Source organism: Rhizobium laguerreae, assembly GCF_002008165.1.
Lineage (GTDB): Bacteria > Pseudomonadota > Alphaproteobacteria > Rhizobiales > Rhizobiaceae > Rhizobium > Rhizobium laguerreae.
Genome location: NZ_MRDM01000029.1, coordinates 26,793 through 51,258, shown reverse-complemented (window position 1 = coordinate 51,258; position 24,466 = coordinate 26,793). Strand labels below are relative to the sequence as shown.

Genomic DNA, 24,466 nt, shown 5'->3' with positions numbered 1-24,466 from the left:
TGAGGAATCAATTGTTGGGGTTCGGCATCTGCTCCGGTGCCGCAGTGTTCTGGTAGGCAGCTTTCGTGAGGCGGCCAAGCACCTGCAGATAGGCGACCATGGCGTCCATTTCCGTCACTCTGGTTTTTACACCGTCAAACGCAGAGACCTGCGTGTCTTGCCCATAACGTTCCGTGACGCCTGAGGATTGCTCGCTGTCTGGATTGGCTTGGCCGAAGGCATCGGCAGGCGCGTTTGCGACCATGTCGTCCGTATAGGGCACGCCCACGGTTCTCAGCGCCGCCACTTGGTCGCGCAGATCGGCAAGATCGAGTGGGGTTGTCGCCAACCATTGATAGGACGGCATGTTGGATTCCGGGACGACCTCGCGAGGGTTGATCAAATGGGCCACGTGCCAGAGATCGGAATACTTTCCGCCGATGCGCGCCAGATCGGGACCCGTGCGCTTTGAACCCCACAACATGGGATGGTCATACTTGGATTCGACCGCAAGAGAATAAGGACCGTATCGCTCGACCTCGTCCCGCAGCGTTCTGATCATCTGGCTGTGGCAGGCGTAACACCCTTCTCGGACATAGATGTTCCGGCCCGCCGCCTCGAGAGGTGTATACACTCTCATGTCCGGGGCGTCCTCGACCGTCTCGTGGATCGTGAACAACGGGGCGATCTCGACGAGCCCGCCGACGCTACCCGCTACAACGATAGCCAGCATAAACCCGACGGCCGTCCGTTCCAGTCTTCCATGCAGAGGTTCGCTCATCTCTCACTCCGCCGGCGCATTTTCGAGAAGGCCCGAAGTCAGGGGCGCGTCGTGAACTGCTCTCACGGCGGGAGCCGTTCGGACGGTCATCCAGATATTGAAGCTCGCCACGATCGCCCCAAGGAGGAAAAGCAGCCCTCCGAAAGCGCGTGCGATGTAGTAGGGATACATCGCCAGCAGACTGTCGACGAATGAATAGACTAAGGTGTTGTCGGCTGAATATGTGCGCCACATCAAGCCCTGGATGATGCCGGAATTCCACATGGCGAAGACGTAGATGAGCGTGCCTGCAAGCGCCAACCAGAAGTGGACTTCGACCAGGGCTGCAGAATACATCCTTTCGCGCTTCCAGATCGATGGAACGAGTGTGTAGAACGCCCCGAACGTTATCATGGCGACCCAGCCCAGCGCACCGGCATGAACGTGTCCAACCGTCCAATCGGTATAATGAGACAGTGAGTTGACGGGTCTGATTGCCATGAAAGACCCTTCGAATGTCGACAGACCGTAGAAGAACGCCGCCATCATGATGAAGCGAAGAGTGGCGTCGTCACGAACGCGATGCCAAGCCCCGTTCAACGTGAGCAACGCGTTCCCGGCCGACGCCCACGACGGAACGAGCAGCATGACCGAGAACGTCATTCCAAGGTTTTGCACCCAGATAGGCAGCGCGGTGTAATGGAGATGGTGGGACCCCGCCCACATGTAGAAGAAGGTGATCCCCCAGAAGCTGAGAATGGACAATCGATAGGAAAAAATCGGCCGCTCAGCGCGGATCGGCAGATAATAGTAGAGCATCCCAAGGAAGCCCGACGTCAGAAAAAACGCCACGGCGTTGTGCCCATACCACCACTGGACCATCGCATCCTGTACACCGGGCCAGACCGTGTAGCTTTTGGCGTGTCCGAACGATACCGGCACTGCCAGGTTGTTGACGATATGGAGGATCGCCACAACGATGATGAAGGCGAGATAATACCAGTTGGCCACGTAGATGTGCGGTTCCTTGCGCCGCGCCAAGGTGCGTACGAAGAGCGCGAAATAGGCGATCCAAACGATCACGAGCCAGAGGTCGGCATACCATTCCGCTTCAGCGTATTCCTTGGACTGGGTAACGCCCATGAAATACCCGCTGACCGCGATCAGACAGAAAAGGTTGAAGCCGAAGATCACGAACCACGGCGAGAGTTGATCGGCCAGCCTTGCGCGCGATGTTCGCTGAACGACATGAAATGATGTTGCGATCAAGGCGTTTCCACCGAAGCCGAAGATCACCCCTGTCGTATGAGCGGGCCGTATACGGCCGAAGCTCGACCACGCCGTATCGAAATTCAGGCTCGGCCAGGCAAGCTGTGCGGCTGCCCAGACGCCGATAAACATGCCAAAGACCGCCCACGCCAGTGTGAGGGCCACGCCGACCTTGATTGGGTCGTCATAGTAGCTGGAAAAGCGCGAAGCATCCGGTTCTTCGCTGAAAGCCGAAGTCAGGATGTAGCAGAACAACGTGCCGCAATATACGAGGACGATAGCGCCGTGTATGCCGATGGGATCAAAGCGGCCAGCGGCCGCCATCATGACACCGACAATCATCAAAGCGATAAGTATGGCTGCCGCGGACCCCCGCTCTCCGCTCGTGAGCTGTCCCATCGTTCCATCCCCCGGCTGTGCCGATGATGGTGCTCCACAAAGCGTTGAAAGGCAAATCCGTTCTACGCGCGAAGATAGACTAGATCGTCCAGCGAGGCTCTGGATCACGTTTTATGCGAAATAACTTAGTCTGGCCCCAACTCGTTGATCAAGCCAGAAGATGACGGCTGCTACGATGCAGATTGCCGAGAAAGAGGTGTGAGCACTTCGGCCGTAAAACCAGGACCTCAAAAGGCGTCTTTCGGGATTCCCTCCGGTCGCATCTGTTTCTTCAGAGAGGCGATCCGGAAAATTGCGTTCGGCGCGCCGTAGCCGCGGTAACCCTGACGCTCGACGATCTCGAAAAAGAAACCCTCTCCATAGGTTCCGCTATAGAGCTGAAAATATTCACCATGCTCGTCCCGGTCATAGAGGATGTTTTCCGCTTTCAGCCGCTCGGTCAGAGCCGGATCGAGGCCGAAGCGTGCTTCGACGTCGTCGTAGTAGTTCGGCGAAATGTGCAGCGATCTGAAACCGCAAGCACGAAGGTTTTTGGCGGTTGCAAAGATGTCCTCGGTCAAAAATGCCAGATGCTGTATGCCGGCCCCGAATTTCTCGGCGATGAAATGTCCCGCCAGGGTGCGGCGATTCTCGGCGCCGTTCATGGTAATGCGCAGCGTCCCGGTGTCGTTCTCGACGACTTGACTGCGCACCACCCCGGCCGGGTCGATGATATCGACCATCGGGGTCTTCCGCGTTTCGAAAATGGACGTGTAGAACAGAAGCCATGTGAGCATCTCATCGTAGCCGACCGTCTGGGCGACGTGATCGATGCGCAAAAGGCCTGCAGACGGCGCGGCGCTGTCATCGGTGACCGGCTGAAAGTCGATTTCGGAGAAGCGACCCAATGCACTCTTGTCGTCGATGAGATAGACGATCCCGCCGCCCACGCCCCGAATGGCGGGCAGCTCGAGCTCACCGTCCGCGACAGGCTGGGTGAATGGCTCGGCATCCAAGGCGAGCGCGCGCTCATAGGCCTTTGCCGCATCGTCGACGATCAGGGCCATGGCATAGGCAAAAGTACCGTGAACGGCGTAGGCGGCGTTCGCGAATCCTGCCTGATCGACATTGACGAGGATCCGGATCTCGCCCTGTTCGAAGAGGGAGACCTTTTTCGTGCGGTGGGTTGCCGTCCTTTTGAATCCGAGGGTGCGCAGCAATGCAACCAGCTCGACTTCATCCTGTTCGTCCGTGGCGAACTCGACGAAGCCGACGCCCTTGACGGAAGGCCTTTCCGGCATCGCCGCTCCGGTCATGCTTCCGATGCCGAGATGGCGTCGTACCTGGTCGCCGAGATAGAGCAGCGAGCGGTGGCCGTCGGCAGCGATCGCACGCGACAAACCGCCTCGGAACTGGTCGTTGAAGATCTCCAGGGAGAAATAGCCGTCATAACCTGTCGCCGCGACGGCTTCGGTGAACGCCGTGACGGGAAGGTCGCCTTCACCCGGCATATTTCGGAAGTGGCGGCTCCAGTAGAGCAGGTCCATGTCGATATCAGGGGCATCGGCAAGCTGGACGATGAAGAGTTTCTCTTTGGGAATCGAGCGGATGGAATTGACGTCGATTTTGCGCGACAAGGTGTGGAAGCTGTCGAGGATAAGACCGACATTCGGATGATCGGCGCGACGGACGATCTCCCAGGCGTCGCGGTGGTCGCTGATATGGCGGCCCCAGGCAAGCGCCTCGTAGCCTACCCTCAGTCCACGCTTGGCGGCACGCTCGCCAAGTTCATGAAAGTCCGCCGCCGCCCGGTCGATGCCGCCGATGGCGGCCGGCGAGACGTTGGAGCAGACGAGCACCAGATCCGTTCCAAGCTGCTGCATGACGTCGAACTTCCGTTCCGCGCGGTCAAACGTGCGGCTTCGCAGCGGCTCCGGCATGCCTTCGAAATCGCGAAATGGCTGAAACAAGGTGATCTCCAGGCCATGGTCGCGGACGAGTTTTCCGACATCCGTCGGGCTTCCGTCGAAGGCAAGGAAATCATTTTCGAAGATTTCGACGCCGTCGAAGCCCGCTTCGGCGATGGCCTCGAGCTTCTCGGGAAGTTCGCCGCTGATCGTTACAGTCGCAATCGAGGTCCTCATGTCAAAGCCCTTCCGATATCCGTGCGAGATTAAACGAACGCCGAGCACCACGATGCGTCCCGGAAAATCGATCGCTACTATTATGGCAAATGTCGTGAGGAATTCAAATAGCGTGTCTTATTATAAATTCTCATATAATTTTGAAAAACTCTGTTGATTTGAGCGCTCCTCTCTGGCAATCATTCCTCTCACAGTCAAAAGGTGAGGTGGCTGTCCGGTCGAGTGACCGCCAAAGGAGGAGGAATCACATGTTCAAATCTATGCTGACGCGCCGAAACGCGATGCTCGGAGCCGCGGCCCTGGTGGCTGCCGTCACCCTGGCGCAACCGGCCGCCGCCATCACGCCCGATGAAATCAAGGCCCGCGGCAAGATCATCGTCGGAATTCAGGGTGACAACCCGCCTTGGGGCTTTGTGACCAGCAGCGGCAAACAGGACGGCCTCGACGCCGACATCGCAACGCTGTTTGCCAAGGAACTGGGTGTTTCGGTCGAGTTCGTGCCGCTTGAAGTCAACAATCGCATTCCCGCACTGACGGCCGGCCGTGTCGACGTTCTGTTCGCAACGATGGCGATGCTGCCGGATCGTGCAAAGGCCGTGCAGTTCAGCAAGCCCTATGTTGCCAATGCCATTGTTCTGATTGGTCCAAAATCGGCTGAAATCAAGACGAATGCCGACATGGCCAAATTCACGGTCGGCGTCGCCAAGGGGGCTGCCCAGGACACGCAGGTCACAAAGAACGCACCGGCGGGCACGACCATCCGGCGCTATGATGGAGATGCCCCGAGCGTCCAGGCGCTGGTGTCCGGCCAGGTCGAGACGCTGGGCGGCAACATCTTCTACATGGACCGGGTGGAGAAGGCCCGTCCGGGCGAATTCGAAAACAAGCTTGAGTTCCAGAAGCTCTACAACGGCGCTTGCACGCGTCTCGGCGAAAAGGAAATCAATGCGGCGCTCAACACCTTCATCGACAAGATCAAGGCCAACGGCGAACTCAAGGCAGTCTACGACAAGTGGATGAAGGTTCCGGTCCCGGAATTCCCGGAAACGCTGGAAGGCATTCCGTTCGCGGCGAACTGAAAGCTCATAAATCGAGCATTTAGTCGAGGAGGTGGGCATCCCTGGTGATGCCCGCCAACGCTACCATCATGTTTCGAGACCGGCTTCGGCCCGCATCCAGGAGCGCGATCATGAACAAACCAATTTTTGTGCTCAACGGGCCGAACCTCAATCTTCTCGGTCAGCGCGAGCCGGCGATCTATGGCACCACGACGCTGGCCGACGTCAGGAAACGGTGCGTGACCAAGGCAAAAGCCCTGGGATTCGACGTCGAATTTCGCCAGACCAATTTCGAGGGCGAACTGGTCGAGAGCGTGCACCAGGCCCGGACTGACGCCTGTGGCATCATCATCAACCCTGCCGGCTACACGTTCACATCAATCGCTCTTCTCGATGCGCTGAAAATGTTCGACCCGCCGAAGATCGAGCTGCATATTTCCAATGTTCATGCGCGCGAGAGCATCTACCACAATTCGCTGATCTCACGCGTTGCCACGGCTATCATGATCGGTTTTGGAGCCGACGGCTACGAACTCGCCGTCCAGGCGATGGCTGGAATGGTCAAGCGGGACTGAACTCGGGAAGTCGGATCAGAAGGATCGCCATGAATTATAAGTTGGATTTCACCCCGGTCATAGATGGCCTGCCGAGCCTTCTGCTCGGCTGCCTCGGGACATTCTTGCTTGCCATTTGTGGGATGCTGCTGGCGATCATCATCGGAATTGGCGGCGTTGCGCTCCGCGACTCCGCCCTGAAGCCGGCGCGATGGCTGGTCATCGCCTTCGTCGAGTTGATCCGCAACACGCCGTTTCTGGTCCAGATCTTCTTCATCTACTTCGCGCTTCCGCTCGCGGGCATCAGGCTGGATCCGACACCGACGGCGATTATCGCGCTCGGCATCAACGGCGGCGCCTACGCGATTGAAATCATTCGCGGCGGCGTCCAGTCGATCCCGAAGGGGCAGATGGAGGCCGGTCTGGCGCTTGGTCTGCACAAGGCTCAGGTTTTCCGGCTGATCATCCTCAAGCCGGCATTGCGGGCGATCTATCCGTCTTTGACCAGCCAGTTCGTCCTGTTGACGCTCACCACCAGCATCGCATCGGCAATTTCGGCCTATGAGCTGACCTCCGTTTCCCAGCGCATCGAGTCGGAGAGCTTTCGCAGCTTCGAGGTCTACTTCACGGTCACCGTTTTCTATTTCGTGATCTCCTGGCTGATGATGCGCATCTTCGCGCTGTTTTCGGCGCGCTACTTCAAATATCCGGTCAAGTAGGAGGAATTCCATGGGTCACGAAGAATTCGTCTTCCTCCTGATCGGCCTGAAATGGACCGTGCTCCTGTCTGCCGTCGGCTTTGTCTGCGGTGGCATTGCAGGGCTCGGCGTCGCCCTTGCCCGTGCCTCGGGCCTGCCGCTGCTGGAACGCGTCACGGCCGGCTACATCGCCGTCTTCCAGGGAACGCCTCTGCTGATGCAGCTTTTCGTCGTTTATTACGGCCTTGCTTTGGTCGGGCTGATGCTCGACGCCTGGGTGGCCGTTGCCATCGGACTGACACTGCACGCCAGCGCCTATCTCGGCGAGATCTGGCGCGGATCGATCGAAGCGGTTCCGCGCGGCCAGACGGAAGCGGCAAAGGCTCTCAGCCTCCGTTACGTCTCACGCATGAAGGATGTCATCCTGCCGCAGGCGCTGCGCATCTCGCTGCCCGCCACGATCGGTTTCCTGGTGCAGTTGATCAAAGGCACCTCGCTTGCATCGATCGTCGGCTTCACCGAGCTGACGCGAGCCGGCAACATCATCTCCAACCAGATCTTCCAACCGCTGACGGTCTTCGGCATCGTCGGCATTCTCTATTTCGTGATGTGCTGCCCACTGACGATTCTTGGCGCCCGCCTCGAACGAAAGTTTGCCGCCTCCGCGCGCTGATCCGCATCCCTCGTCCTCGACGCTGTCCAGCCCGCCAATATGGAGTTCTACCGATGACCAGTCCCAGTCCCGCTCAAGGCGGGCAAACCATGATCACCATGGAGCGGGTGGAGAAGTGGTATGGTGCTTTTCAAGCCCTGCACGACATCAACATATCGGTTCGCAGCGGCGAGAGGATCGTCTTGTGCGGGCCTTCCGGCAGCGGCAAGTCGACGCTCATTCGCTGCATCAACCATCTCGAGACCTACGAGAAAGGTGAAATCCGCGTCGGCGGAATTCTTCTCGGCAATCAGGCCAAGACCATCGATGCGATCCGTCGCGAAGTCGGCATGGTCTTCCAGCAGTTCAATCTGTTTCCGCATCTGACCGTACTGCAGAACTGCATGCTGGCGCCGATGAAGGCAGTCGGCGTCGGCAAGGCGGAGGCCGAGGAAAGGGCACGCGGGCTGCTCGAGCGGGTCAAGATCCTCGAGCAGGCCGACAAATATCCGGTGCAGCTTTCGGGCGGCCAGCAGCAGCGTGTCGCCATCGCCCGCGCGCTTTGCATGCGGCCGAAAGTCATGCTGTTCGATGAGCCGACGTCGGCGCTTGATCCGGAGATGGTCAAGGAGGTGCTGGATACGATGATCGCGCTGGCCGATGAGGGCATGACGATGATCTGCGTCACGCACGAGATGGGCTTTGCCCGCCAGGTCGCCGATCGGGTGATCTTCATGGCCAGCGGCGCGATCGTCGAGGAAGCCCGGCCGGCCGAGTTCTTCACAAACCCACAGCATGAGCGAACGAGGAAATTCCTCGGAGAAATCCTGCGGAAGTAAGGGTCTCAAGGTTTCGATGCGTCTGGCAAATTATGGGAGCCTGCAATGAAGTCGCTAGAGATTGCAGTCATGGGAGCCGGCCTCATCGGCAGGCGCCACGTCGAGCGCATCATGTCCGAGCCGGGAACGGTTCTCTCGGCGGTCATCGATCCTTCCGCCGCCGGTCGCGACTTCGCCGAGACTGTCGGCGCCCGATGGTACCGAAGCTTCTTAGACATCCGCGTCCAGGACAGGCCTGACGGCGTGATCGTCGCAACGCCGAACCAGCTTCACGTCGAGAACGGAATGGAGATCGTCGCTGCCGGCATCCCCGCTCTGATCGAGAAACCGATCGCCGACGATGTCGATGCTGCTGCAGCACTGGTTGCCGCCGGCGAGAAGGCAGGCATCCCACTGCTGGTCGGCCATCACAGGCGCCACAATCCGATGATCCAGGCGGTCAAGCAGATCGTCGACGGCGGAAGGCTTGGCCAGATCGTCACGGTGCACGGCACCTTCTGGGTCGCCAAGCCCGACGACTATTTCGACATCCCCTGGCGGCGCGAAGCGGGCGCCGGCCCGGTCTTCGTCAACCTGATCCACGATGTCGATCTCTTCCGATATCTCTTCGGTGAGGTCGAAGCCGTCCATGCGATGGAATCGCACGCCGTGCGGAACCATGCCGTCGAGGATACGGCCGTCGTCACGCTGCGTTTTGCAAGCGGGGTCCTTGCCACCCTCAACGGCAGCGATGCCGTGGCCGCGCCCTGGAGCTGGGAGGCGACCACCGGGGAGAACCCTGCTTTTCCCCGTTACGATCAATTCTGCTACCAGATCGGCGGCACCAAGGGTTCGCTCGGAATTCCCGATCCGACGCTTTGGACAAGTTCCTCGAGGCCGGATTGGCTCGAGGCGCTTGCTCAGGAGCGCGTGCCTTACCAAACAGCCGATCCCCTTTGCGTTCAGCTCAGACATTTTTGCGACGTCATTCGTGGCGATGCAACGTCTTTGGTGAGTGGCCGGGAGGGCCTCGCCACGCTCAGGGTCGTCGAGGCGATCAAAAGATCGGCGCGCTGGGGACAGATGATCCACCTCGCGGACGCCAGCGCCTCTTCCGATCCCCAGAAAGCCTGACCACATGATCACCGGGACGACCAAACTCATCGCGCACCTCGGCTATCCGACGGAGTCGTTCAAGGCGCCGCTGATCTACAATCCGTACTTCGAGAAGAACGGAATTGATGCCGTCGTCGTGCCGATGGGCTGCAGGCCGGAGGACTATCCGGCGTTTTTGAAACTTCTGTTCCGGCTATCCAATATCCACGGCGCTCTGATCACGATGCCGCACAAGATTTCGACGATGGCGCTGCTCGACGAAACGTCGACCAACGCGAAAGTCGCCGGCTCGTGCAATGCGGTCCGTCTCGGTTCGGACGGCAGGCTGATCGGTGACATGTTCGATGGCGAGGGCTTCGTTCGCGGCGTGTTGCGCAAGGGTAAAAAGGTTGAAGGAGCCCATGCGCTCATCGCCGGTGCCGGCGGGGTCGGCTCGGCGATCGCGGCGTCCTTGGCGCAGGCAGGCGTGGAGCATCTCGCCATCTTCGACGCCAACCAGACGACCGCCACCGCGCTGCTGGACAGGCTGAGGAAGTATTATCCACAGCTTGACGTGACGGTCGGCTCCGCTGATCCTGAAGGTTTCGACATCGTCGTCAACGCGACACCTCTCGGCATGCGACGGGGTGACCCGTTGCCGATCGATATCGACCGCATCTCGCCATCGACCTTCGTCGGCGAAGTCGTGCTGACGAGGGAGATAACCCCTTTTCTCGAGGCCGTGCGGGCGCGCGGCTGTGCATTTCAGGTTGGGACGGACATGTTGTTCGAACAGATCCCCGCCTATCTCGAATTCTTCGAATTCCCGACGACGACGGCCGACAATCTGCGTGCCATCGCCAAACTCGGATGATGCAAATTCAGAGCATGATGCCGAAAGTGTGAGCGGTTTTCGGACGACATCCGGTTCTAGAGCGAGGCGGTGATGCCGCCATCGACCGTCAGCATATGGCCGTTGACGAAGGAAGAAGCATCCGAGGCGAGGAAGACGGCGGCGCCGACGAGCTCCTTGACCTCGCCCCAGCGGCCGGCCGGCGTGCGGGTTTCCAGCCAGGCGGAAAACTTCGGATCGTCGACAAGCGCCTGGTTGAGCGGCGTGCGGAAGTAGCCGGGCGCGATCGCATTGACCTGCAGGCCATATTTCGCCCAGTCGGTCGCCATGCCGCGCGTCAGGTTCTTCACCGCGCCCTTTGTCGCGGTATAGGGCGCGATGCCGGGACGGGCGAGTTCGGCCTGGACGGAGGCAATGTTGATGATCTTGCCGCGGCCGCGAGCAATCATCGCCTGGGCGACCGGCTGGCTGACATAGAACAGGCTGGAGACATTGGTCTTGAAGATCTCGTCCCATTTGTCGACCGGAAAGTTCTCCAGTGGTGTGCGGAACTGCATGCCGGCATTGTTGACGAGAATGTCGATCGGGCCGATCTCCGCCTCGATATAGGCGATGGCGGTGCGGCTCGCCTCCGCATCGGTGACGTCGAAGGCGGCACTGACGGCGTGGCGATGGCTGCGACGGATATCTTCGGCTGCCGCCTCCGCCTTCTGCGCGTTGCGGCCGTTGATGATGATCGAAGCGCCATGCTCGGCAAGCCCGACCGCCATTGCGCGGCCGATGCCCTGACTGGAGCCGGTAACGAGGGCGCGGCGGCCGGAGAGATCAAAGAGGGGGAAGGTCAAGAGGCTGCTCTCATCTTAGGAGGTCAACTTGAAAAACATAGCACCGGGTGCTACTTCCAGGCATGGTGGAACGCTTTCAAAAACCGGCTGGTTACCAAGGCGGGTCGCAAAGCGCGAATATCGGATTCCGAATTATTGAAAGCTATCAGGCAGGTCGCGGAAGGCAAGGCCGATGATCTAGGCGGCGTCTGGAGATCGAACATGGCAAAAAGCATTCAGTACAAGAGCGATTCGTTCGAGGCGATTCACACGCCCGCGAAGGCTATGCATGAAATAGGAACCATCGACAAGGAAACGATGCGCTCCTTCGATGATAGCTGCCTGGTTTCGCCGCGCGCGCTTGGTCCCGAGGCCATCAAGGCACTGCGGGAAAGCAATCACGTCAGCCAGCCGGTTTTCGCCCGATATCTCAATACCAGCCTATCCACCGTGCAGAAGTGGGAAAGTGGCGCCAAGCGGCCGAGCGGGATAGCGCTGAAGCTGCTCTCGATCGTGCGAAAGCACGGGCTTCAGGTTCTGAACTAGGCCTTTCCAAGTCTCCTGATATTTCTTATCAGCTCCCCGGCGAGCCGCAGGCTGGCGGCGGTCGCCATCGTCATTTGCGGCAGCAGCAGCCATTCGAGCGTCCAGGCTGCACCCGAGCGTTCCTGTTCGTGCACGAGGGACTGGTGGACGCCAGATAGAAGAGTGGCGTTGAAGCGCGCGAGCGAGATGAGGACCTCGGCGGAAACGGGGTTTTGCTTGTGCGCCATCGCCGACGAGGTGCCGCCGCCCGATATTTCTATTTCATCGCCGGCCTGGGCAAGCAGCGCGATATCCTGCCCCATCTTGCCGAGACTGCCCGATATCGATGCGAACAGGCCGGCGATGTCGGCGATCGGCAGACGCCCGCTTTGCCATTGCGGTGCATCGGTGAGGCCGAGTTCCTGGGCGAGCGAGGCCCGGATGGCTGCTGCCTGCGACCCGAGCTTGTCCAGCGTGCCGGCCGCACCCCCGAACTGGACGGGAAAACTCTGCTCGGTCAGGCGGTCGCGATAGGTCGTCAACGGTGCATGCCACGCGCGGAGGCGATCGGAGACGGTGATCGGGATCGCCGCCTGCATGCGGGTGTGACCCATCAGCTTGTTCCGGCCGAACTGGCCGTCGAGCGCATCGAGCCCCGCGGCGATGGTGGAAAGCCGGCCGGCAAACAAGAAGACGACGGCCTTCAGGCGGATCATCAGGCTGGTATCGATGACATCCTGGCTGGTCGCGCCGAAATGCAGGCTTTTTGCCGCTTCCTCGCCGGCATCAGCGCGCAGCTGCTTGATGAGGTCGGGAACGACGACACCGTCCCTTGCTGTTGCCGACCGAAGACTGGAGACATCGGGTGAGAAGGCAGCGCAAGTTTCAGCGATGCGCCTTGCGGCTTCGGCAGGAATGAGGCCATGAGCGGCTTCGGCCCTGGCGAGCGCGGCCTCAAAGGAGAGCATCGCCCGTATATCCGCCTCTGCGGAGAAATAGGGCGCGATTTCGTCGTCGCCGAGCAGGCCGGAAAGGAAGGGGTGATCGAAGGGCAATGCGGTCATGATCGTCTCGGTTCGTGGTGGTGGCCCCCTCATCCGGCTGCCGCCACTTTCCAGCGGGGAGAAGGGACCCGAGGCGGCGTCCGCGCTTTATGGGCAGGTGATCTCGTGGCACGTCCCCTCCCGCCGTGGGAGAGGGTAGGGTGAGCGGGAGGCTACTTGCACGGAGCTCTGCGAACAAGCGACTTGCGCGGCCCGCCCTCAGATATCGAGAAACACCGTCTCCTTCGGACCCTGTAGATGGATGTCGAAATGACAGGTCGCGCCGTCGCGGGTGGCGATCATCGTTGCGACGCGCTCGCGATGTTCGATGCGGCAAAGCAGCGGGTCGGCGGCGTTGGCCTCCGTCTCTTCCGGAAAATACATGCGCGTGTGCAGGCCGATATTGATGCCGCGGGCGACGATCCAGAAGGTGATGTGCGGGGCTTGCCTGCGGCCGTCCTTGAAGGGGACGTGGCCGGGCTTTACCGTCTCGAAGCTGTAGACGCCGTCCTCGGCGCGGGTCGGGCAGCGGCCCCAGCCGGTGAAATTGGGATCGGCGGCGCCGCGCATTTCCGACGGGCTGTTGTAGAGCCCGGCGCTGTCGGCCTGCCAGATCTCGATGACCGCATCGCGCACCAATGCGCCGGCGCCATCGAAGATCCGGCCGGTGACGGTGATGCGTTCGCCGAGCGTCTTGTCGTTGACCATCGCGATGCCGAGATCGGTGTCGTAGACACCCAAGATATCGCAGAAATTCGGCGTCAGGCCGATATGCACATAGGGGCCTGCCGTCTGCGACGGGGTTTCCTTGAGGTAGCCGAGCTGCTGCATGGTCAGTTGCCCTCCGGTCTGTTTTCGAACATCGTCGAGCGGCGGCCGCGCAGCACGATATCGAATTTATAGGCGCGTGAATCCATCGGGATGGTGTTGCCCCAGTCGAGCGGCGCGATCAGCTGCTCGATCGCCGCCTTGTCGGGGATGGTGCCGACAATCGGACATTTCCAGATCATCGGATCGCCTTCGAAATACATCTGGGTGATCAGGCGCTGGGCAAAGCCATGGCCGAAGATCGAGAAATGGATATGGGCGGGACGCCAATCGTTGATGCCGTTCGGCCAGGGATAGGCGCCGGGGCGGACGGTGCGGAAATGGTAGCGGCCATCCTCGTCGGTGATGGCGCGGCCGCAGCCGCCGAAATTCGGGTCGATCGCCGCCAGATAGGTTTCCTTCTTGTGGCGATAGCGGCCGCCGGCATTGGCGTGCCAGAACTCGACCAAGGCGCCGGCAACCGGCCTGGCGCGTTCGTCGAGCACGCGGCCATGGACGATGATGCGCTCGCCAATCGCACTTTCGCCGGGCTGCGCGTAGTTCAGGATCAGGTCGTTGTCGAGTTCGCCGATCATCGAATGGCCGAAGACTGGGCCGGTGGTCTCGGAAATCGTGCCGTCGAGCGACAGCAGCGCGCGCTGCGGCGCGCGCAGCACGGAGGTCTTGTAGCCCGGCGTCAGCGCCGGCGCGTGCCAGGCGCGGTCGCGGGCGAAGAAGCCGCCGGTCTCGGGCTTGCGGTTCGGTCGTTCGGACATGTTCCTCCCTCAGGCCGCTTTTTCGGCGTCCATCTGTTCAAAAGCCTGCTTTGCGATCTTGATCGCGTGATTGGCGGCGGGAACGCCGGCATAGATCGCCACATGCAGCAGCGCCTCGCAGATATCCTCGCGGGTCGCCCCGGTATTGGCGGTGGCGCGCACATGCATGGCGACCTCGTCGTCCTGGCCAAGCGCCGCAAGCAGAGCAATCGTGATCATCGAGCGCTCGCGCTTCGTCAGTGCCGGGCGCGACCAGACATGGCCCCAGGCAGCTTCGGTGATCAGTTCCTGGAAAGGGCGGTCGAACTCCGTCGATGTGGTGGCGGCGCGGTCAACATGGGCATCGCCAAGCACGGCGCGGCGGGTCGCCATGCCCTGGCGATAGCGCTCGGAAGGGGACGCGGTTTCATTCATGGGCTGACTTCTCCAGGCGGAATGGATGTGAGGAAGGCGCGGATGATCGCCGTCAGCGCGTCGGGCTGCTCGACGCAGGGAATGTGCGCGCAATCACGGATCACTTCATAGCGGGCGCCGGAGATCAGCTTCGCGGTCGAAAGCACGAGATCGGGCGGCGTCGAGCCATCCTGGTCGCCGACGATGCAGATCGTCGGGACGGTGATCGTCTTTGCGACCTCGGTGAAGTCGGCATCACGAATCGCGGCGCAGGCGGCGACATAGCCCTCGACGGGCTGGCGCGTCAGCATGTTGCAATAGCCGGCATAGGCGGTGCTCTCGGGCCGGCGGAAGGCGGGCGTGAACCAACGCTCCATGACCGCGTCGACGATGCTGGCGATGCCGTTTTGCTCGACGGCGGCGATGCGGGCGTCCCAGCTCTCCGCCGTGCCGATCTTGTGGGCGGTGTCGCAGAGGATGAGCGCGCGGATGAGATCCGGCCGGCGGTGATAGAGCGACTGGGCGATGAGGCCGCCGACTGAGAGGCCGCAGATGACGGCATCCTTGACCGACAGCAGATCGAGAAGTCCGGCGAGATCCGTCGCATGGTCCTCGATCGATGACGGAAGCTGGCCGACATCGGAAAGGCCGTGGCCGCGCTTGTCGTAAAGCACGATGGCGAATTCGCCGGCAAGCTGCACCACGACGTCGCGCCAGATGCGAAAATCGGTGCCCAGCGAGTTGATAAAGACGATTACCGGCCTGTCGGCAGGGGCACCAATGATCTGATAATGGATCGTCACGTCGTTTATGCGGGCGAATTGCACGTCACTCTCCTCCTGAATTGTGAAATTGACTGGTTGATCCGGTTAAGTAAAATGATATTTATTGGCGTTTCGATAACCCTGGAGTTATGCGAGCGATGATCGACAGCCGGGTCAAGTTCCGCCATCTGCAAACCTTTGTCGAGGTGGCGCGGCAAAAGAGCGTCATGAAGGCCGCCGAATTGCTGCATGTCAGCCAGCCTGCGGTCACCAAGACGATCCGCGAACTGGAACAGGTGCTCGGTGTCGGTGTTTTCGAGCGCGATGGCCGCGGCATCAAGATCACCCGCTACGGCGAGGTCTTCCTGCGCCACGCAGGTGCGGCGCTGACGGCGCTGCGCCAGGGTCTCGATTCTGTGTCGCAGGAGCAGTTTTCCGATGCGCCGCCGATCCGGATCGGCGCGCTGCCGACGGTGTCATCGCGCATCATGCCGCGGGCGATGGAACTCTTCCTCATGGAAAAGACCTGGAGCCGGGTGAAGATCGTCACCGGCGAGAACGCGGTGCTGCTGGAGCAGCTTCACGTCGGCGACCTCGACCTCGTCGTCGGACGTCTGGCCGGCGCCGAGAAGATGGCGGGCTTTTCCTTCGAACATCTTTATTCCGAGCAGGTGGTGTTTGCCGTGCGCGCCAGCCATCCGCTGCTCGAGGGGCGGCAATCGCCGTTTGCGGGCTTCGGCGACTACACGGTGCTGATGCCGACGCGGGGTTCGATCATCCGGCCGGTGGTGGAAAATTTCCTCATCGCCAACGGCGTCTCCAGCCTGCCGAACCAGATCGAGACGGTGTCGGATTCGTTCGGCCGCGCATTCCTCAGGGCAAGCGATGCGATCTGGATCATTTCCTACGGCGTGGTGGCCGGCGATGTCGCCGACGGGCGGCTGGCGCTTCTGCCGGTCGATACCGGCGAGACCAAGGGGCCGGTCGGGTTGACGATGCGCGCCGATGCAGTGCCGTCGCTGCCGCAATCGATCCTGATGCAGACGATCCGCGAGGCGGCAGGCGAGGCGACCCTTTAAATTCGCTTGGTGAATGCCCAGATTTGGACTATGTCTAATTCAATACAGGAGGCTTTCATGCAGCATGCGCGACGGGAGCAACGGGAGGACCAGGGGCCACAGCGGCTGGACATGGAGCGGTTTGCTCCGGCCAACCGCAAGAGGCTGAGCGCCCCGGCCCTGCGAACCTTTCTGGCGATCGCCGATCTCTGGGGGCTGAGCGAGGAGCAGCGTCTGCTTATGCTCGGCTATCCATCCCGGTCGACCTACCACAATTGGGCCAAACAGGCGCGCGAGCACGGCGGTTTCACGCTCGATGTCGATACGCTGACCCGCATCTCGGCCGTTCTTGGCATCCATCAGGCGCTCGGCGTGCTGTTTTCCAATGAACGCGCTGGCGTCGCCTGGCTGCGCACGCCGCACCAGGCGCCGGTTTTCGGCGGGCATCCGCCGCTTGATATCGTGACGAACGGGACCCAGGACGGGTTGATGACCGTACGCCGGTTTCTCGACGGCGCCCGCGGCGGCCTCTACATGCAGCCGAATATGCTCGACGAAGCCTTCACACCTTACAAAGATGCGGACATCGTCTTCCGGTGAGGGATCGATTTGCCGAGGCGCCGCGTCCGTCATACCGGCTGATCCCGTCGCAATTTCCGCCGATCGGGCTTTTCGAGACGGTGACGCGGGCGGCCGATCTCCAAGCCGTGATGGAGCTCGTCGGTTGGACCAACGACCGGCTCGTCGCCGACCGCATCCAACGGCTTCCCGAGGACCAATGGGTTTATGGCGTCGCCAATGCCAGCATTGTCATGGCGGCATTCCTGCATGTCGCGCCGGGAGGAATGCGTTTCAACGGCCCCGATCTCGGCGCCTGGTACGCAGCCGACGATCTCAAGACGGCCGCCGCCGAGGTCGGCCATCATCTCAGGCGCGAGGCCATCGCGCGCGGGGTGGCGACGATGGCGCGCACCTATCGAAGCTACGCGGCCACCCTGTTTGGTAACTACCTCGACATTCGCGGAGAGCAGACGCTACGGCCGGATGTCTATGACGGCACGAGCTATGCGGCGTCGCAGGTGCTGGGAGAAGAGGTGCGTTCGACCGGCGGTGCCGGTATCCTCTATGATAGTGTCCGGCTGAGAGGTGGAATGGCGATCGTCGCCCACCGGCCGCGCAATATTCAGGGCGTGGTGCAGGCCGACCACTTCGAAATCACCGTGTCCGCCACCGACCGGCGCATCGATGTCAGGAAGCTTGCAGCCTGACAACGGCAACCGCAGACGCCTGCCGTGCCGGGGATATGGTGATGCTCAAACCGGCAGTCGTTCGGCCCATGCCTTCGCCGCCTTCGCCATCATGGACAGGTGATCGGCACTGGAGAAACCGGAGATGGTTTTGCGCGGCTTGAGATCGTGGTCGCCGTCCTCGAGCCAGAGGATTTCGATCCTGTCGGACAGATCGTAGCCCGGCACCTCGTCCCGCGTGCCGAATTCGTCGCGTGTTCCCTGGCAGATCAGGGCGGGCGTCGTCAGCCCTGTGAGATGGCCGGTGCGCAGCTTCTCCGGCTGGCCGGGCGGATGGAAGGGATAGCCGAGGCAGAGCAGGCCGGCGACCTTTCCCTGACGATGAAGATCGTCGGCGACCATGCTGGCGACCCGGCCGCCCATCGACTTGCCGCCGATGATCAAAGGGCCGCTGACGCCGAGCTCGGCAACGGCCGCCTCGTATTCGGGATTGAGCGTTTCGGCGCGCGGCGGCGGTTTACGACCGTCCGAGGTGCGGCGGGCGGCCATATAGGCGAATTCGAAGCGGGCCACACGGAAGCCAACGCCGGCTAGTGCATTTGCCGCTGATGTCATCGATGCCGAATCCATCGGCGCGCCGGCGCCATGGGCCAGAAGGATCGTGAAGCGGGCATCCTGTGGCCCCTGCAGCAGAAACCGGTCAAGCATCGGTAATCCTCCATCCCATCGCCGGAACCATGTCGACGGCCGTGACTTCTTCCTTGAAAGGAGACCGACAATGTCGACGAACGATCAAAACGTAAAGCCCGAGCAGCGGCGACCCAAGGATGTCGGCGCCGTTCCAGAAAAACCGGAGCCCGCCGACGCGGAATCGATGGCGCCGCCTGTGGTGCAGCCGGCTGGGGTCAGGGACAAAAGCGAACGACCCGTGGTCAATCCGATCACCGGGGTCGCCTCCTGATCGACCATGGTCGATTATCGTGTAGAACCGCGGAACCGCCTCTTGAAACCCCGGCCGAAAGGGTCCATATACCCGTCCTGCCTGAAAAATGGATGCGCGCGGTATCGACGTCGTCGAGCTGCTCGTGTCCGACAGGATAAGGGCGCTCCCCGCAAGGGTCGAGCGCCCTTTTTGCTTTCCAGCCCTCGTGGCCATCCTGGTATTACCTGGCCGCAGGTTCAAATCGTGCCCCCGCAACCAGTTCAAACATAAATGTTGACCGCTCCCATCTGAGGGGGCGGTTTTTGCGTTTCGGGACGTTGACAAATCTGCCCCCTCCGCAAGCCGACTGACCTTGCCCATCCAGTTTTGAGTTCGCTCCAGCGGTTTTTGGTTGCTGTTGTTGGTTCGGTAGCGGCGGGTTGCGGTGCGGAGCCATTTCGGCTGCGCAGCACCGCATCACGTCGCGGGTTGAGTGTCTGAGCGAATTCGGCCGGTGTCAGCCAGCCAAGGCCTGAATGCGGGCGTTGATCGTTGTAATCGCTACGCCAGTTTGAAAGCGCAGACCGGGCATGAGCAAGCGACGAGAACAGAGTTTCATTCAAGAACTCGTCTCGCAGCCGCCCGTTGAAGCTTTCGATAAAAGCGTTCTGGATCGGTTTTCCAGGCGCGATGTATTGCCAGTCAACCTTGGTCCGGTCCGCCCATTGCAAGATCGCGTTGCTGGTGAACTCGCTGCCGTTGTCGCTGACGATCATCCTCGGCTTGCCGCGCACCTCGATAATCCGGTCAAGCTCCCGTGCGACGCGAAGACCGGAAAGCGATGTATCGGCGACGAGCGCCAGGCACTCCCTCGTGCAATCATCGACGACGGTCAGAATCCGCAATCTGCGCCCATCGGTGAACTGATCCGACACGAAGTCTAGCGACCAACGATCATTGGCCACCATCGGAACCAGCATCGGCGCTCGCGTGCCTATCGCTCGCTTGCGACCGCCGCGCTTGCGCACCGTCAGTTTCTCCTCCCGATAGAGCCGGAAGAGCCTCTTGTGGTTCACGAGGTGACCTCAACGTCGAGAAAGCCGCGCTGTCGTGCGACGTCAACAAGATCATACTGCCGTCGCTGGCTTTCCAGATTGGTCATCACCTGTGACTGAGTGGACTGCCGAACGTAAACGACGGCCTTGCGTTCAAGTAGCGCTGTCGGAATCAGATCAGTGCTGGTCATCGTTGAGCTCCTCGACGGCCAGACCGGCCGCCTGCATCAGCAGGCAAGCCAGTGTTGATATCGCCTTCTTGCGATCCTTGTCGCTCAGTCCGTCGAGCGTGCGGGTTTTGAATATCAGGTCGAGCTGCCGGCCCGACGCCGGCACCAGCGTGTTGCGGGATCTCATCATCTTCCTCCTGAGTGATTCTATGTTCACCTCAGAAGAGTGCCGCCTTCGCACCGCCTGAGACCAGTCTGTTCAGTTCGATCAGCGCCGCAAGATCGACGCACGCCGTTCCCATGGTCATGCCGCGGCACACCACAGGATCAATCATCCACCCCGAAATCGCGATCACGACACCTGTCGGTCCCAAAACCTTCAAAAACCGACCTGTCGCTCGTTCTTCGACGCGCCGAACAGACACCTTTTGGCCGAAATACGGATGCCAGCGATAATGAACTTCGACTTCATCGCCGACATGGGCAGAATGAACGGGGGATGGCCTTGAACAGGAAGAATGCTCTCTTCGCCGGGCACGACGCCGGGGCCGAGAGCTGGGCGACCGTCGCCTCGCTGATCGAGACCTGCAAGCTCAATGCCGTCGAGCCGTTTGCGTATCTGACGAGTATCCTCACCGCCATCGTGAACGGCCACAAGCAAAGCCAGATCGCCGACCTATTGCCGTGGAATTGGATGAACAAAGCAGCCCAAGTTTAGCGGCCTTTTTGGTTGGAAGGGCCGAATCTATCTGTTCTCCGCAGCTCAATGACGGGGTCATGAGGCCGAACAGTTATGGTGCGCTCGCTGCGGTAGGTCCTGCCGAGATCAGAAACAATTTCAATTTCGCAAGCGACCTTGGCTGGGGCAACGATGGAAACCTTGATGGTTGCATTCGCGAGCCACACCTGCGGCATTGAATTGGCCTCCATCATTCGCAGAACCGCGCCTCGATAATACTTCTCTGACGCAGCGATGACGCGATTGTCAGGAGCCTCAGTCGCGTCCCTCAGCGTGAGCTGAAGTTGGCTTTCGCCTAGACGTTCGAGGAGCGCAACGTACTGGCCCAAGGACCAATAACCATCGTGATCGTTGTACCGGCTAACAAACGTTCCGAGGATGTCGTGGCAAATCCCGTTAAACTGGTTTCTTCTGGACATCTGAAATCTGAATCTCTTGCCGCGAACAGAGCATAGTAAGCGGTGTTTTCCTCGCACATTGACCAAGCTCGGTTTGCCATTCCGAAAAATGCCGCTACGACATTGGTGGCAAGAATGAGCCAATTGCGGACCTCCTCGAACCGTTCATGGAAGACCATTCCTGACGCGGTTCCGGTCATTCAATCCGTGGGAAGTCCCAAAAGCTGCCGCTTGATAAATTGAGAATGGGACTTGCGGAGGGCACGATGATATTGTGGCAGCGGGGATAAGCCTGTTCGCTATGAGGGAAAGAATGATTGAAACAGACCGGTTGAAGCTGAGGGATTGGCGAGAGGCGGATAAGCCCTTGCTGAGCGTAATCCATGCTGATCCTCACGTAATGCTGTTCCTCGGCGGCACGAAGACTGCGTCTGAGACCAGCGATGTTGTTGACCAACTGACGCGTCTTTCCGAAGGCGGCGAGCCAACTTTCTGGGCTGCCGAGCGTATCGATGACGGCTCGTTGATCGGCGCAGTTGGCCTGCATTGGCTCGGAGCTGTTTTTCCATTCGGTCCGGCTTTAGAGGTGGGATGGCGACTTGGTCGCGACTATTGGGGCAAGGGTTATGCGACCGAAGCAGCTCGCGCGGTTCTCGATTATGCATTTAGCACCTTGGATGTGCCCCGCGTTTACGCTTTTACCGCATTGGCGAACAAGCGTTCTGAAATTGTAATGCAGCGACTGGGGATGACGAGAGTTGAGGGCGGCGAATTTCTTCATCCCGATTATCTGCCGACCGACCCGAGCGCGATGCACATGCTGTATGTTGCCGAAAAGACAATATGGATGTCGGATAGCTAGGCCTTAAACTCGGAAAAGCGGACTGTCGCCTTTCCATCCCACCTCAGACGAGTCCGCTCCTGCAATGACCGCTTCGGGCCGACCGCAGACCTCAGCCGTTTGTTCGTCCCGAATAATTCCACGGCAGAATCTCATCGATCCGATCCTGCTTATGACCATTGACGATGGCGGTGAGGGTGGCGGCCAGATAGGCCTGCGGTTCAACGGAATTGAGTTTGCAGGTCTCAATGAGCGAGGCGATGGTTGCCCAGTTCTCCGCTCCCACGTCATGGCCTGCGAAGAGTGCGTTCTTGCGATTTAGGGCTATCGGCCGGATGGTCCGCTCGACGGCGTTGTTGTCGATCTCGATGCGGCCGTCGGTCAGGAAGAGCTTCAAACCATCCCAGTATTTGGCGATGTAGGCCAAAGCCTCGCCAAGCGGGGATTTGGTCGCGACGCGGGCGCGGTGATGGACGAGCCACGCCTGCATGTCGGCGACCAGTGGCATTGATCGTTCCTGCCGTCCAGCAAGTCGAGTGTCCGGATCATGGCCGCGCAGTTCGGCCTCGATCCGATACAGCTCACCGATCCGCCTGACGCCGTCCTCGGCAATCGGTGCTGTTCCATTGCGGGTGATCTCAACCAGCTTGCGACGGGCGTGGGCCCAGCAATAGGCAAGGCGGATGTCTGGACCAATACGGTCTGGTGCAATCAGTCTGTTGTATCCGGCATAGCCATCCACCTGCAGGATGCCGGAGAAGCCCTGCAATATACGTTCGGCATGAAGCCCGCCGCGACCGGGAGCGTAGGTGAAGGCCACGCCTGGTGGAGCGCCGCCATTCCAAGGGCGGTCATCTCGCGCAAGAGCCCAGAAGTATCCGGTCTTGGTTTTGCGGGAGCCGGGATCGAGCACCGGTGCACGGGTCTCGTCCATGAACAGCTTGGTCGAGCGCTTCAGGTTGGCAATCAACGCATCGAAGACAGGCCCCAGCTCATAGGCTGCCCGACCGACCCAGTCGGCAAGTGTTGAGCGGTCGAGATCGATGCCCTGGCGGCCCATGATCTGCGCCTGCCGATAAAGCGGCAGATGATCGGCATATTTGGAAACCAAGACATGGGCGACGGTCGCTTCCGTCGGCAGCCCCGCCTGGATCAGCCGTGCTGGAGCCGGAGCCTGAACGACACCGTCTGTGCAAGCACGGCACGCATATTTGGGGCGACGGGTGACGATGACACGGAACTGTGCTGGGATCACGTCCAGTCGTTCGGAAACATCCTCGCCAATGCAATGCAGGCAACCGCCGCAGCCGCAGATCAGGCTGTCCGGCTCGATCACCTCTTCGACACGCGGAAGATGCTTTGGAAGGGAGCCGCGATTGATCGCGCGTGGCTTGGCAATCCTGTCTCCAGTGGGAGCGTCCGCTTCATCCTCGGCATGGATGGAAGCAATCGCCGTCTCCAGGTCTTCCAGTGCCAGATCGAACTGGTCGGGATCGGTCTTCTCGGACTTGCGTCCGAAGGCTGCCTGCTTGAATGCTGCAACCAGCTTCTCAAGCCGCTCTATCCGCTCGTCCTTACGAGCGATGTGCTCGTCCTTGCTCGCTATCGCGAAGTCCTTGGCTGCCTCACGTGCTTGCGCCGCGATCAGCATCGCCTTCAGAGCAGCAACATCATCGGGAAGATCGGCGGCATCAAGCATGGCCGGAACCTACCAAATCCCCCGCCGATTTGCCTTTGGAATTTACAGTTCTGAGTCATCGTGCCGCAGCTATTCGATGGTCTCCGGGGTTCTCGTCTGGACGGCATGAACCCGCCGCCAATCGAGACCCGCAAACAGCGCTTCGAACTGGGCGTGGGTGAGCGTCATCAATCCATCCTTGATGCCTGGCCAAGTGAACGTGTGCTGTTCCAGCCTTTTGTAGGCCATGACGATCCCGGAGCCATCCCAGTAGATCAGCTTCAACCGGTCCGCCTTGCGTGACCGGAACACGAAGACCGTTCCGGTGAATGGGTCCTTGTGCAACTCGTTCTTCACCAGCGCCGACAATCCGTCATGACCCTTGCGGAAGTCGACCGGCTTTGTTGCCACCATGATCCGCACTCGGTTCGATGGAAAGATCATGGCGTGGCCAAGGCACGCGCGATGGCGGCGATCCGGGCGGCAGACGCACCTTCCTCAAGACGGATGGTGACGGGACCGAGGACGATCTCGGGGCGACCAACCGTTTTAGGCGGCGGTTCCGAAACAGGCGGATCGACAATGACCGTCGCGAACTCTACCGCATCCTCCGGCTCTGGCAGGATCAGTTTGCCCTGCCGCGCCATCGTTCGCCAAGTGGAAAGGCTGTTGGCTCGCAATCCATAGCGCTGCGCAACTTCATTGACAGTCGTGCCAGGCCTCAAGCTTTCCGAAACAATCTTCGCCTTGACCTTATCAGGCCAATGTCGGTGAACCTCACGTCCAGGCTTCCCGGTTGTGAGAAACTCCAGTGTAGTCTCCATGGAGAAACTCCTTATAGCTCATCCATGGAAGGTCGATCACAGATCAGGCGACAGCAGACAATGTGGGGTCAGCACACCGGTTACAGAGCATATAGGAGCAATTCCCGATAGCAACGGCTCTGGCTCAAGACAATGTGGGTCTGA

The 24,466-nt window shown here is 60.4% G+C and carries 28 protein-coding genes and 3 pseudogenes; 14 read left to right on the top strand and 17 right to left on the bottom strand.

The features are described from left to right. Positions 1 to 7 precede the first annotated feature (7 nt). The 3 genes from ccoO to BS630_RS27590 all read right to left on the bottom strand — a co-directional run bounded on the left by ccoO (position 8) and on the right by BS630_RS27590 (position 4,530). Positions 8 to 760 (bottom strand): cytochrome-c oxidase, cbb3-type subunit II, encoded by a 753-nt coding sequence (ccoO, locus tag BS630_RS27600; protein WP_077979923.1) that lies wholly within the window; start codon positions 758 to 760, stop codon positions 8 to 10. A 3-nt stretch (positions 761 to 763) separates the two neighbouring features. Then, positions 764 to 2,407, bottom strand: a complete 1,644-nt coding sequence (ccoN, locus tag BS630_RS27595) for a cytochrome-c oxidase, cbb3-type subunit I (RefSeq protein ID WP_077979922.1) — start codon at positions 2,405 to 2,407, stop codon at positions 764 to 766. A 227-nt stretch (positions 2,408 to 2,634) separates the two neighbouring features. After that, positions 2,635 to 4,530 carry a bifunctional sugar phosphate isomerase/epimerase/4-hydroxyphenylpyruvate dioxygenase family protein gene (locus BS630_RS27590; protein ID WP_077979921.1) on the bottom strand — a complete coding sequence of 632 codons (1,896 nt, stop codon included), beginning with the start codon at positions 4,528 to 4,530 and terminating at the stop codon, positions 2,635 to 2,637. Between the two features lie 248 nt (positions 4,531 to 4,778). On the opposite strand from BS630_RS27590, the gene BS630_RS27585 reads away from it, so the two are divergent. The 7 genes from BS630_RS27585 (at position 4,779) to BS630_RS27555 (ending at position 10,279) form a co-directional block, all read left to right on the top strand. Next, positions 4,779 to 5,609, top strand: coding sequence for a transporter substrate-binding domain-containing protein (locus BS630_RS27585; protein ID WP_003548449.1), 831 nt, complete (start codon positions 4,779 to 4,781; stop codon positions 5,607 to 5,609). Between the two features lie 110 nt (positions 5,610 to 5,719). Then, on the top strand, positions 5,720 to 6,163 hold the full coding sequence (locus tag BS630_RS27580) for a type II 3-dehydroquinate dehydratase (protein WP_025397736.1): 444 nt from the start codon (positions 5,720 to 5,722) through the stop codon (positions 6,161 to 6,163). A gap of 29 nt (positions 6,164 to 6,192) precedes the next feature. Continuing rightward, positions 6,193 to 6,861: an amino acid ABC transporter permease gene (locus tag BS630_RS27575; RefSeq protein WP_077979920.1), complete on the top strand. Its 669-nt coding sequence runs from the start codon at positions 6,193 to 6,195 to the stop codon at positions 6,859 to 6,861. 10 nt (positions 6,862 to 6,871) lie between these two features. Further along, positions 6,872 to 7,513, top strand: a complete 642-nt coding sequence (locus BS630_RS27570; protein WP_077979919.1) for an amino acid ABC transporter permease — start codon at positions 6,872 to 6,874, stop codon at positions 7,511 to 7,513. Positions 7,514 to 7,566: 53 nt separating this feature from the next. Next, positions 7,567 to 8,331: an amino acid ABC transporter ATP-binding protein gene (locus BS630_RS27565; protein ID WP_077979918.1), complete on the top strand. Its 765-nt coding sequence runs from the start codon at positions 7,567 to 7,569 to the stop codon at positions 8,329 to 8,331. Between the two features lie 45 nt (positions 8,332 to 8,376). Next, positions 8,377 to 9,444: a Gfo/Idh/MocA family protein gene (locus tag BS630_RS27560; RefSeq protein ID WP_077979917.1), complete on the top strand. Its 1,068-nt coding sequence runs from the start codon at positions 8,377 to 8,379 to the stop codon at positions 9,442 to 9,444. Positions 9,445 to 9,448: 4 nt separating this feature from the next. Beyond that, complete coding sequence (locus tag BS630_RS27555) at positions 9,449 to 10,279, top strand: shikimate dehydrogenase family protein (RefSeq protein ID WP_077979916.1); 831 nt, start codon at positions 9,449 to 9,451, stop codon at positions 10,277 to 10,279. A gap of 56 nt (positions 10,280 to 10,335) precedes the next feature. Here the strand turns inward: BS630_RS27555 and BS630_RS27550 are convergent, their stop codons facing one another. Beyond that, positions 10,336 to 11,103, bottom strand: a complete 768-nt coding sequence (locus BS630_RS27550) for an SDR family oxidoreductase (RefSeq protein WP_077979915.1) — start codon at positions 11,101 to 11,103, stop codon at positions 10,336 to 10,338. 135 nt (positions 11,104 to 11,238) lie between these two features. Here BS630_RS27550 and BS630_RS27545 point away from each other — a divergent pair, with 135 nt between their 5' ends. Beyond that, complete coding sequence (locus BS630_RS27545) at positions 11,239 to 11,628, top strand: helix-turn-helix domain-containing protein (protein WP_183594607.1); 390 nt, start codon at positions 11,239 to 11,241, stop codon at positions 11,626 to 11,628. Here the strand turns inward: BS630_RS27545 and BS630_RS27540 are convergent. The 5 genes from BS630_RS27540 to pcaD form a co-directional block, all read right to left on the bottom strand. After that, positions 11,625 to 12,671, bottom strand: coding sequence for a 3-carboxy-cis,cis-muconate cycloisomerase (locus BS630_RS27540; protein WP_077979913.1), 1,047 nt, complete (start codon positions 12,669 to 12,671; stop codon positions 11,625 to 11,627). The two genes, BS630_RS27545 and BS630_RS27540, sit on opposite strands and share 4 nt — an antisense overlap. Positions 12,672 to 12,869: 198 nt before the next feature. After that, on the bottom strand, positions 12,870 to 13,481 hold the full coding sequence (pcaG, locus tag BS630_RS27535; protein ID WP_077979912.1) for a protocatechuate 3,4-dioxygenase subunit alpha: 612 nt from the start codon (positions 13,479 to 13,481) through the stop codon (positions 12,870 to 12,872). A 2-nt stretch (positions 13,482 to 13,483) separates the two neighbouring features. After that, on the bottom strand, positions 13,484 to 14,233 hold the full coding sequence (pcaH, locus tag BS630_RS27530; RefSeq protein WP_077979911.1) for a protocatechuate 3,4-dioxygenase subunit beta: 750 nt from the start codon (positions 14,231 to 14,233) through the stop codon (positions 13,484 to 13,486). 9 nt (positions 14,234 to 14,242) lie between these two features. Further along, positions 14,243 to 14,647, bottom strand: a complete 405-nt coding sequence (pcaC, locus tag BS630_RS27525; RefSeq protein WP_077979910.1) for a 4-carboxymuconolactone decarboxylase — start codon at positions 14,645 to 14,647, stop codon at positions 14,243 to 14,245. Then, on the bottom strand, positions 14,644 to 15,453 hold the full coding sequence (gene pcaD, locus BS630_RS27520) for a 3-oxoadipate enol-lactonase (RefSeq protein ID WP_077979909.1): 810 nt from the start codon (positions 15,451 to 15,453) through the stop codon (positions 14,644 to 14,646). Before pcaD ends, pcaC begins: the two co-directional genes overlap by 4 nt. A gap of 95 nt (positions 15,454 to 15,548) precedes the next feature. Between pcaD and pcaQ the strand changes: the two genes are divergently transcribed. Genes pcaQ through BS630_RS27505 form a run of 3 tightly spaced genes read left to right on the top strand, consistent with a single transcriptional unit; the run spans position 15,549 to position 17,716 of the window. Then, positions 15,549 to 16,469: a pca operon transcription factor PcaQ gene (gene pcaQ, locus BS630_RS27515; protein WP_077979908.1), complete on the top strand. Its 921-nt coding sequence runs from the start codon at positions 15,549 to 15,551 to the stop codon at positions 16,467 to 16,469. A gap of 57 nt (positions 16,470 to 16,526) precedes the next feature. Further along, a complete protein-coding gene (locus tag BS630_RS27510) occupies positions 16,527 to 17,048 on the top strand; it encodes an MbcA/ParS/Xre antitoxin family protein (protein WP_077979907.1) in 522 nt (173 codons plus the stop codon). Further along, complete coding sequence (locus tag BS630_RS27505) at positions 17,045 to 17,716, top strand: RES family NAD+ phosphorylase (RefSeq protein ID WP_077979906.1); 672 nt, start codon at positions 17,045 to 17,047, stop codon at positions 17,714 to 17,716. The genes BS630_RS27510 and BS630_RS27505 overlap by 4 nt, the downstream gene beginning before the upstream one ends. A gap of 45 nt (positions 17,717 to 17,761) precedes the next feature. Here the strand turns inward: BS630_RS27505 and BS630_RS27500 are convergent, their stop codons facing one another. Next, on the bottom strand, positions 17,762 to 18,403 hold the full coding sequence (locus BS630_RS27500; RefSeq protein WP_077979905.1) for an alpha/beta hydrolase family protein: 642 nt from the start codon (positions 18,401 to 18,403) through the stop codon (positions 17,762 to 17,764). Positions 18,404 to 18,473: 70 nt separating this feature from the next. Here BS630_RS27500 and BS630_RS27495 point away from each other — a divergent pair, with 70 nt between their 5' ends. Further along, entirely contained in the window at positions 18,474 to 18,656 is a 183-nt protein-coding gene (locus BS630_RS27495) for a hypothetical protein (RefSeq protein ID WP_003548476.1), read from the top strand. 341 nt (positions 18,657 to 18,997) lie between these two features. Here the strand turns inward: BS630_RS27495 and BS630_RS27490 are convergent. The 3 genes and pseudogenes from BS630_RS27490 to BS630_RS27485 form a co-directional block, all read right to left on the bottom strand. Beyond that, positions 18,998 to 19,702, bottom strand: a pseudogene (locus tag BS630_RS27490) (IS3-like element ISRle4 family transposase); the annotation flags it as partial. Beyond that, positions 19,699 to 19,863, bottom strand: a pseudogene (locus BS630_RS37480) (recombinase family protein); the annotation flags it as partial. The pseudogenes BS630_RS37480 and BS630_RS27490, both read right to left, overlap by 4 nt. Beyond that, the gene (locus tag BS630_RS27485; RefSeq protein ID WP_025393262.1) at positions 19,850 to 20,029 is read right to left on the bottom strand and encodes a hypothetical protein; all 180 of its coding nucleotides are present in this window, start codon (positions 20,027 to 20,029) and stop codon (positions 19,850 to 19,852) included. The gene BS630_RS27485 and the pseudogene BS630_RS37480, both read right to left, overlap by 14 nt. A gap of 306 nt (positions 20,030 to 20,335) precedes the next feature. Here BS630_RS27485 and BS630_RS27475 point away from each other — a divergent pair. Further along, positions 20,336 to 20,560 (top strand): annotated as a pseudogene (locus BS630_RS27475) (transposase domain-containing protein); the annotation flags it as partial. On the opposite strand, the gene BS630_RS27470 reads toward BS630_RS27475, so the two are convergent. Then, positions 20,557 to 21,000: a hypothetical protein gene (locus BS630_RS27470; RefSeq protein WP_051449384.1), complete on the bottom strand. Its 444-nt coding sequence runs from the start codon at positions 20,998 to 21,000 to the stop codon at positions 20,557 to 20,559. The pseudogene BS630_RS27475 and the gene BS630_RS27470 sit on opposite strands and share 4 nt — an antisense overlap. Before the next feature lie 292 nt (positions 21,001 to 21,292). Here BS630_RS27470 and BS630_RS27465 point away from each other — a divergent pair, with 292 nt between their 5' ends. After that, positions 21,293 to 21,841 carry a GNAT family N-acetyltransferase gene (locus tag BS630_RS27465; RefSeq protein WP_158081433.1) on the top strand — a complete coding sequence of 183 codons (549 nt, stop codon included), beginning with the start codon at positions 21,293 to 21,295 and terminating at the stop codon, positions 21,839 to 21,841. Between the two features lie 91 nt (positions 21,842 to 21,932). Here BS630_RS27465 and tnpC read toward each other — a convergent pair whose 3' ends face one another. From tnpC to tnpA, 3 genes are all read right to left on the bottom strand, one after another. After that, on the bottom strand, positions 21,933 to 23,519 hold the full coding sequence (gene tnpC / locus BS630_RS27460) for an IS66 family transposase (protein WP_077979903.1): 1,587 nt from the start codon (positions 23,517 to 23,519) through the stop codon (positions 21,933 to 21,935). Positions 23,520 to 23,588: 69 nt separating this feature from the next. Continuing rightward, on the bottom strand, positions 23,589 to 23,942 hold the full coding sequence (tnpB, locus tag BS630_RS27455) for an IS66 family insertion sequence element accessory protein TnpB (protein ID WP_077979902.1): 354 nt from the start codon (positions 23,940 to 23,942) through the stop codon (positions 23,589 to 23,591). Beyond that, complete coding sequence (tnpA, locus tag BS630_RS27450) at positions 23,939 to 24,322, bottom strand: IS66-like element accessory protein TnpA (RefSeq protein WP_025393257.1); 384 nt, start codon at positions 24,320 to 24,322, stop codon at positions 23,939 to 23,941. Before tnpA ends, tnpB begins: the two co-directional genes overlap by 4 nt. Between the last annotated feature and the right edge of the window lie 144 nt (positions 24,323 to 24,466).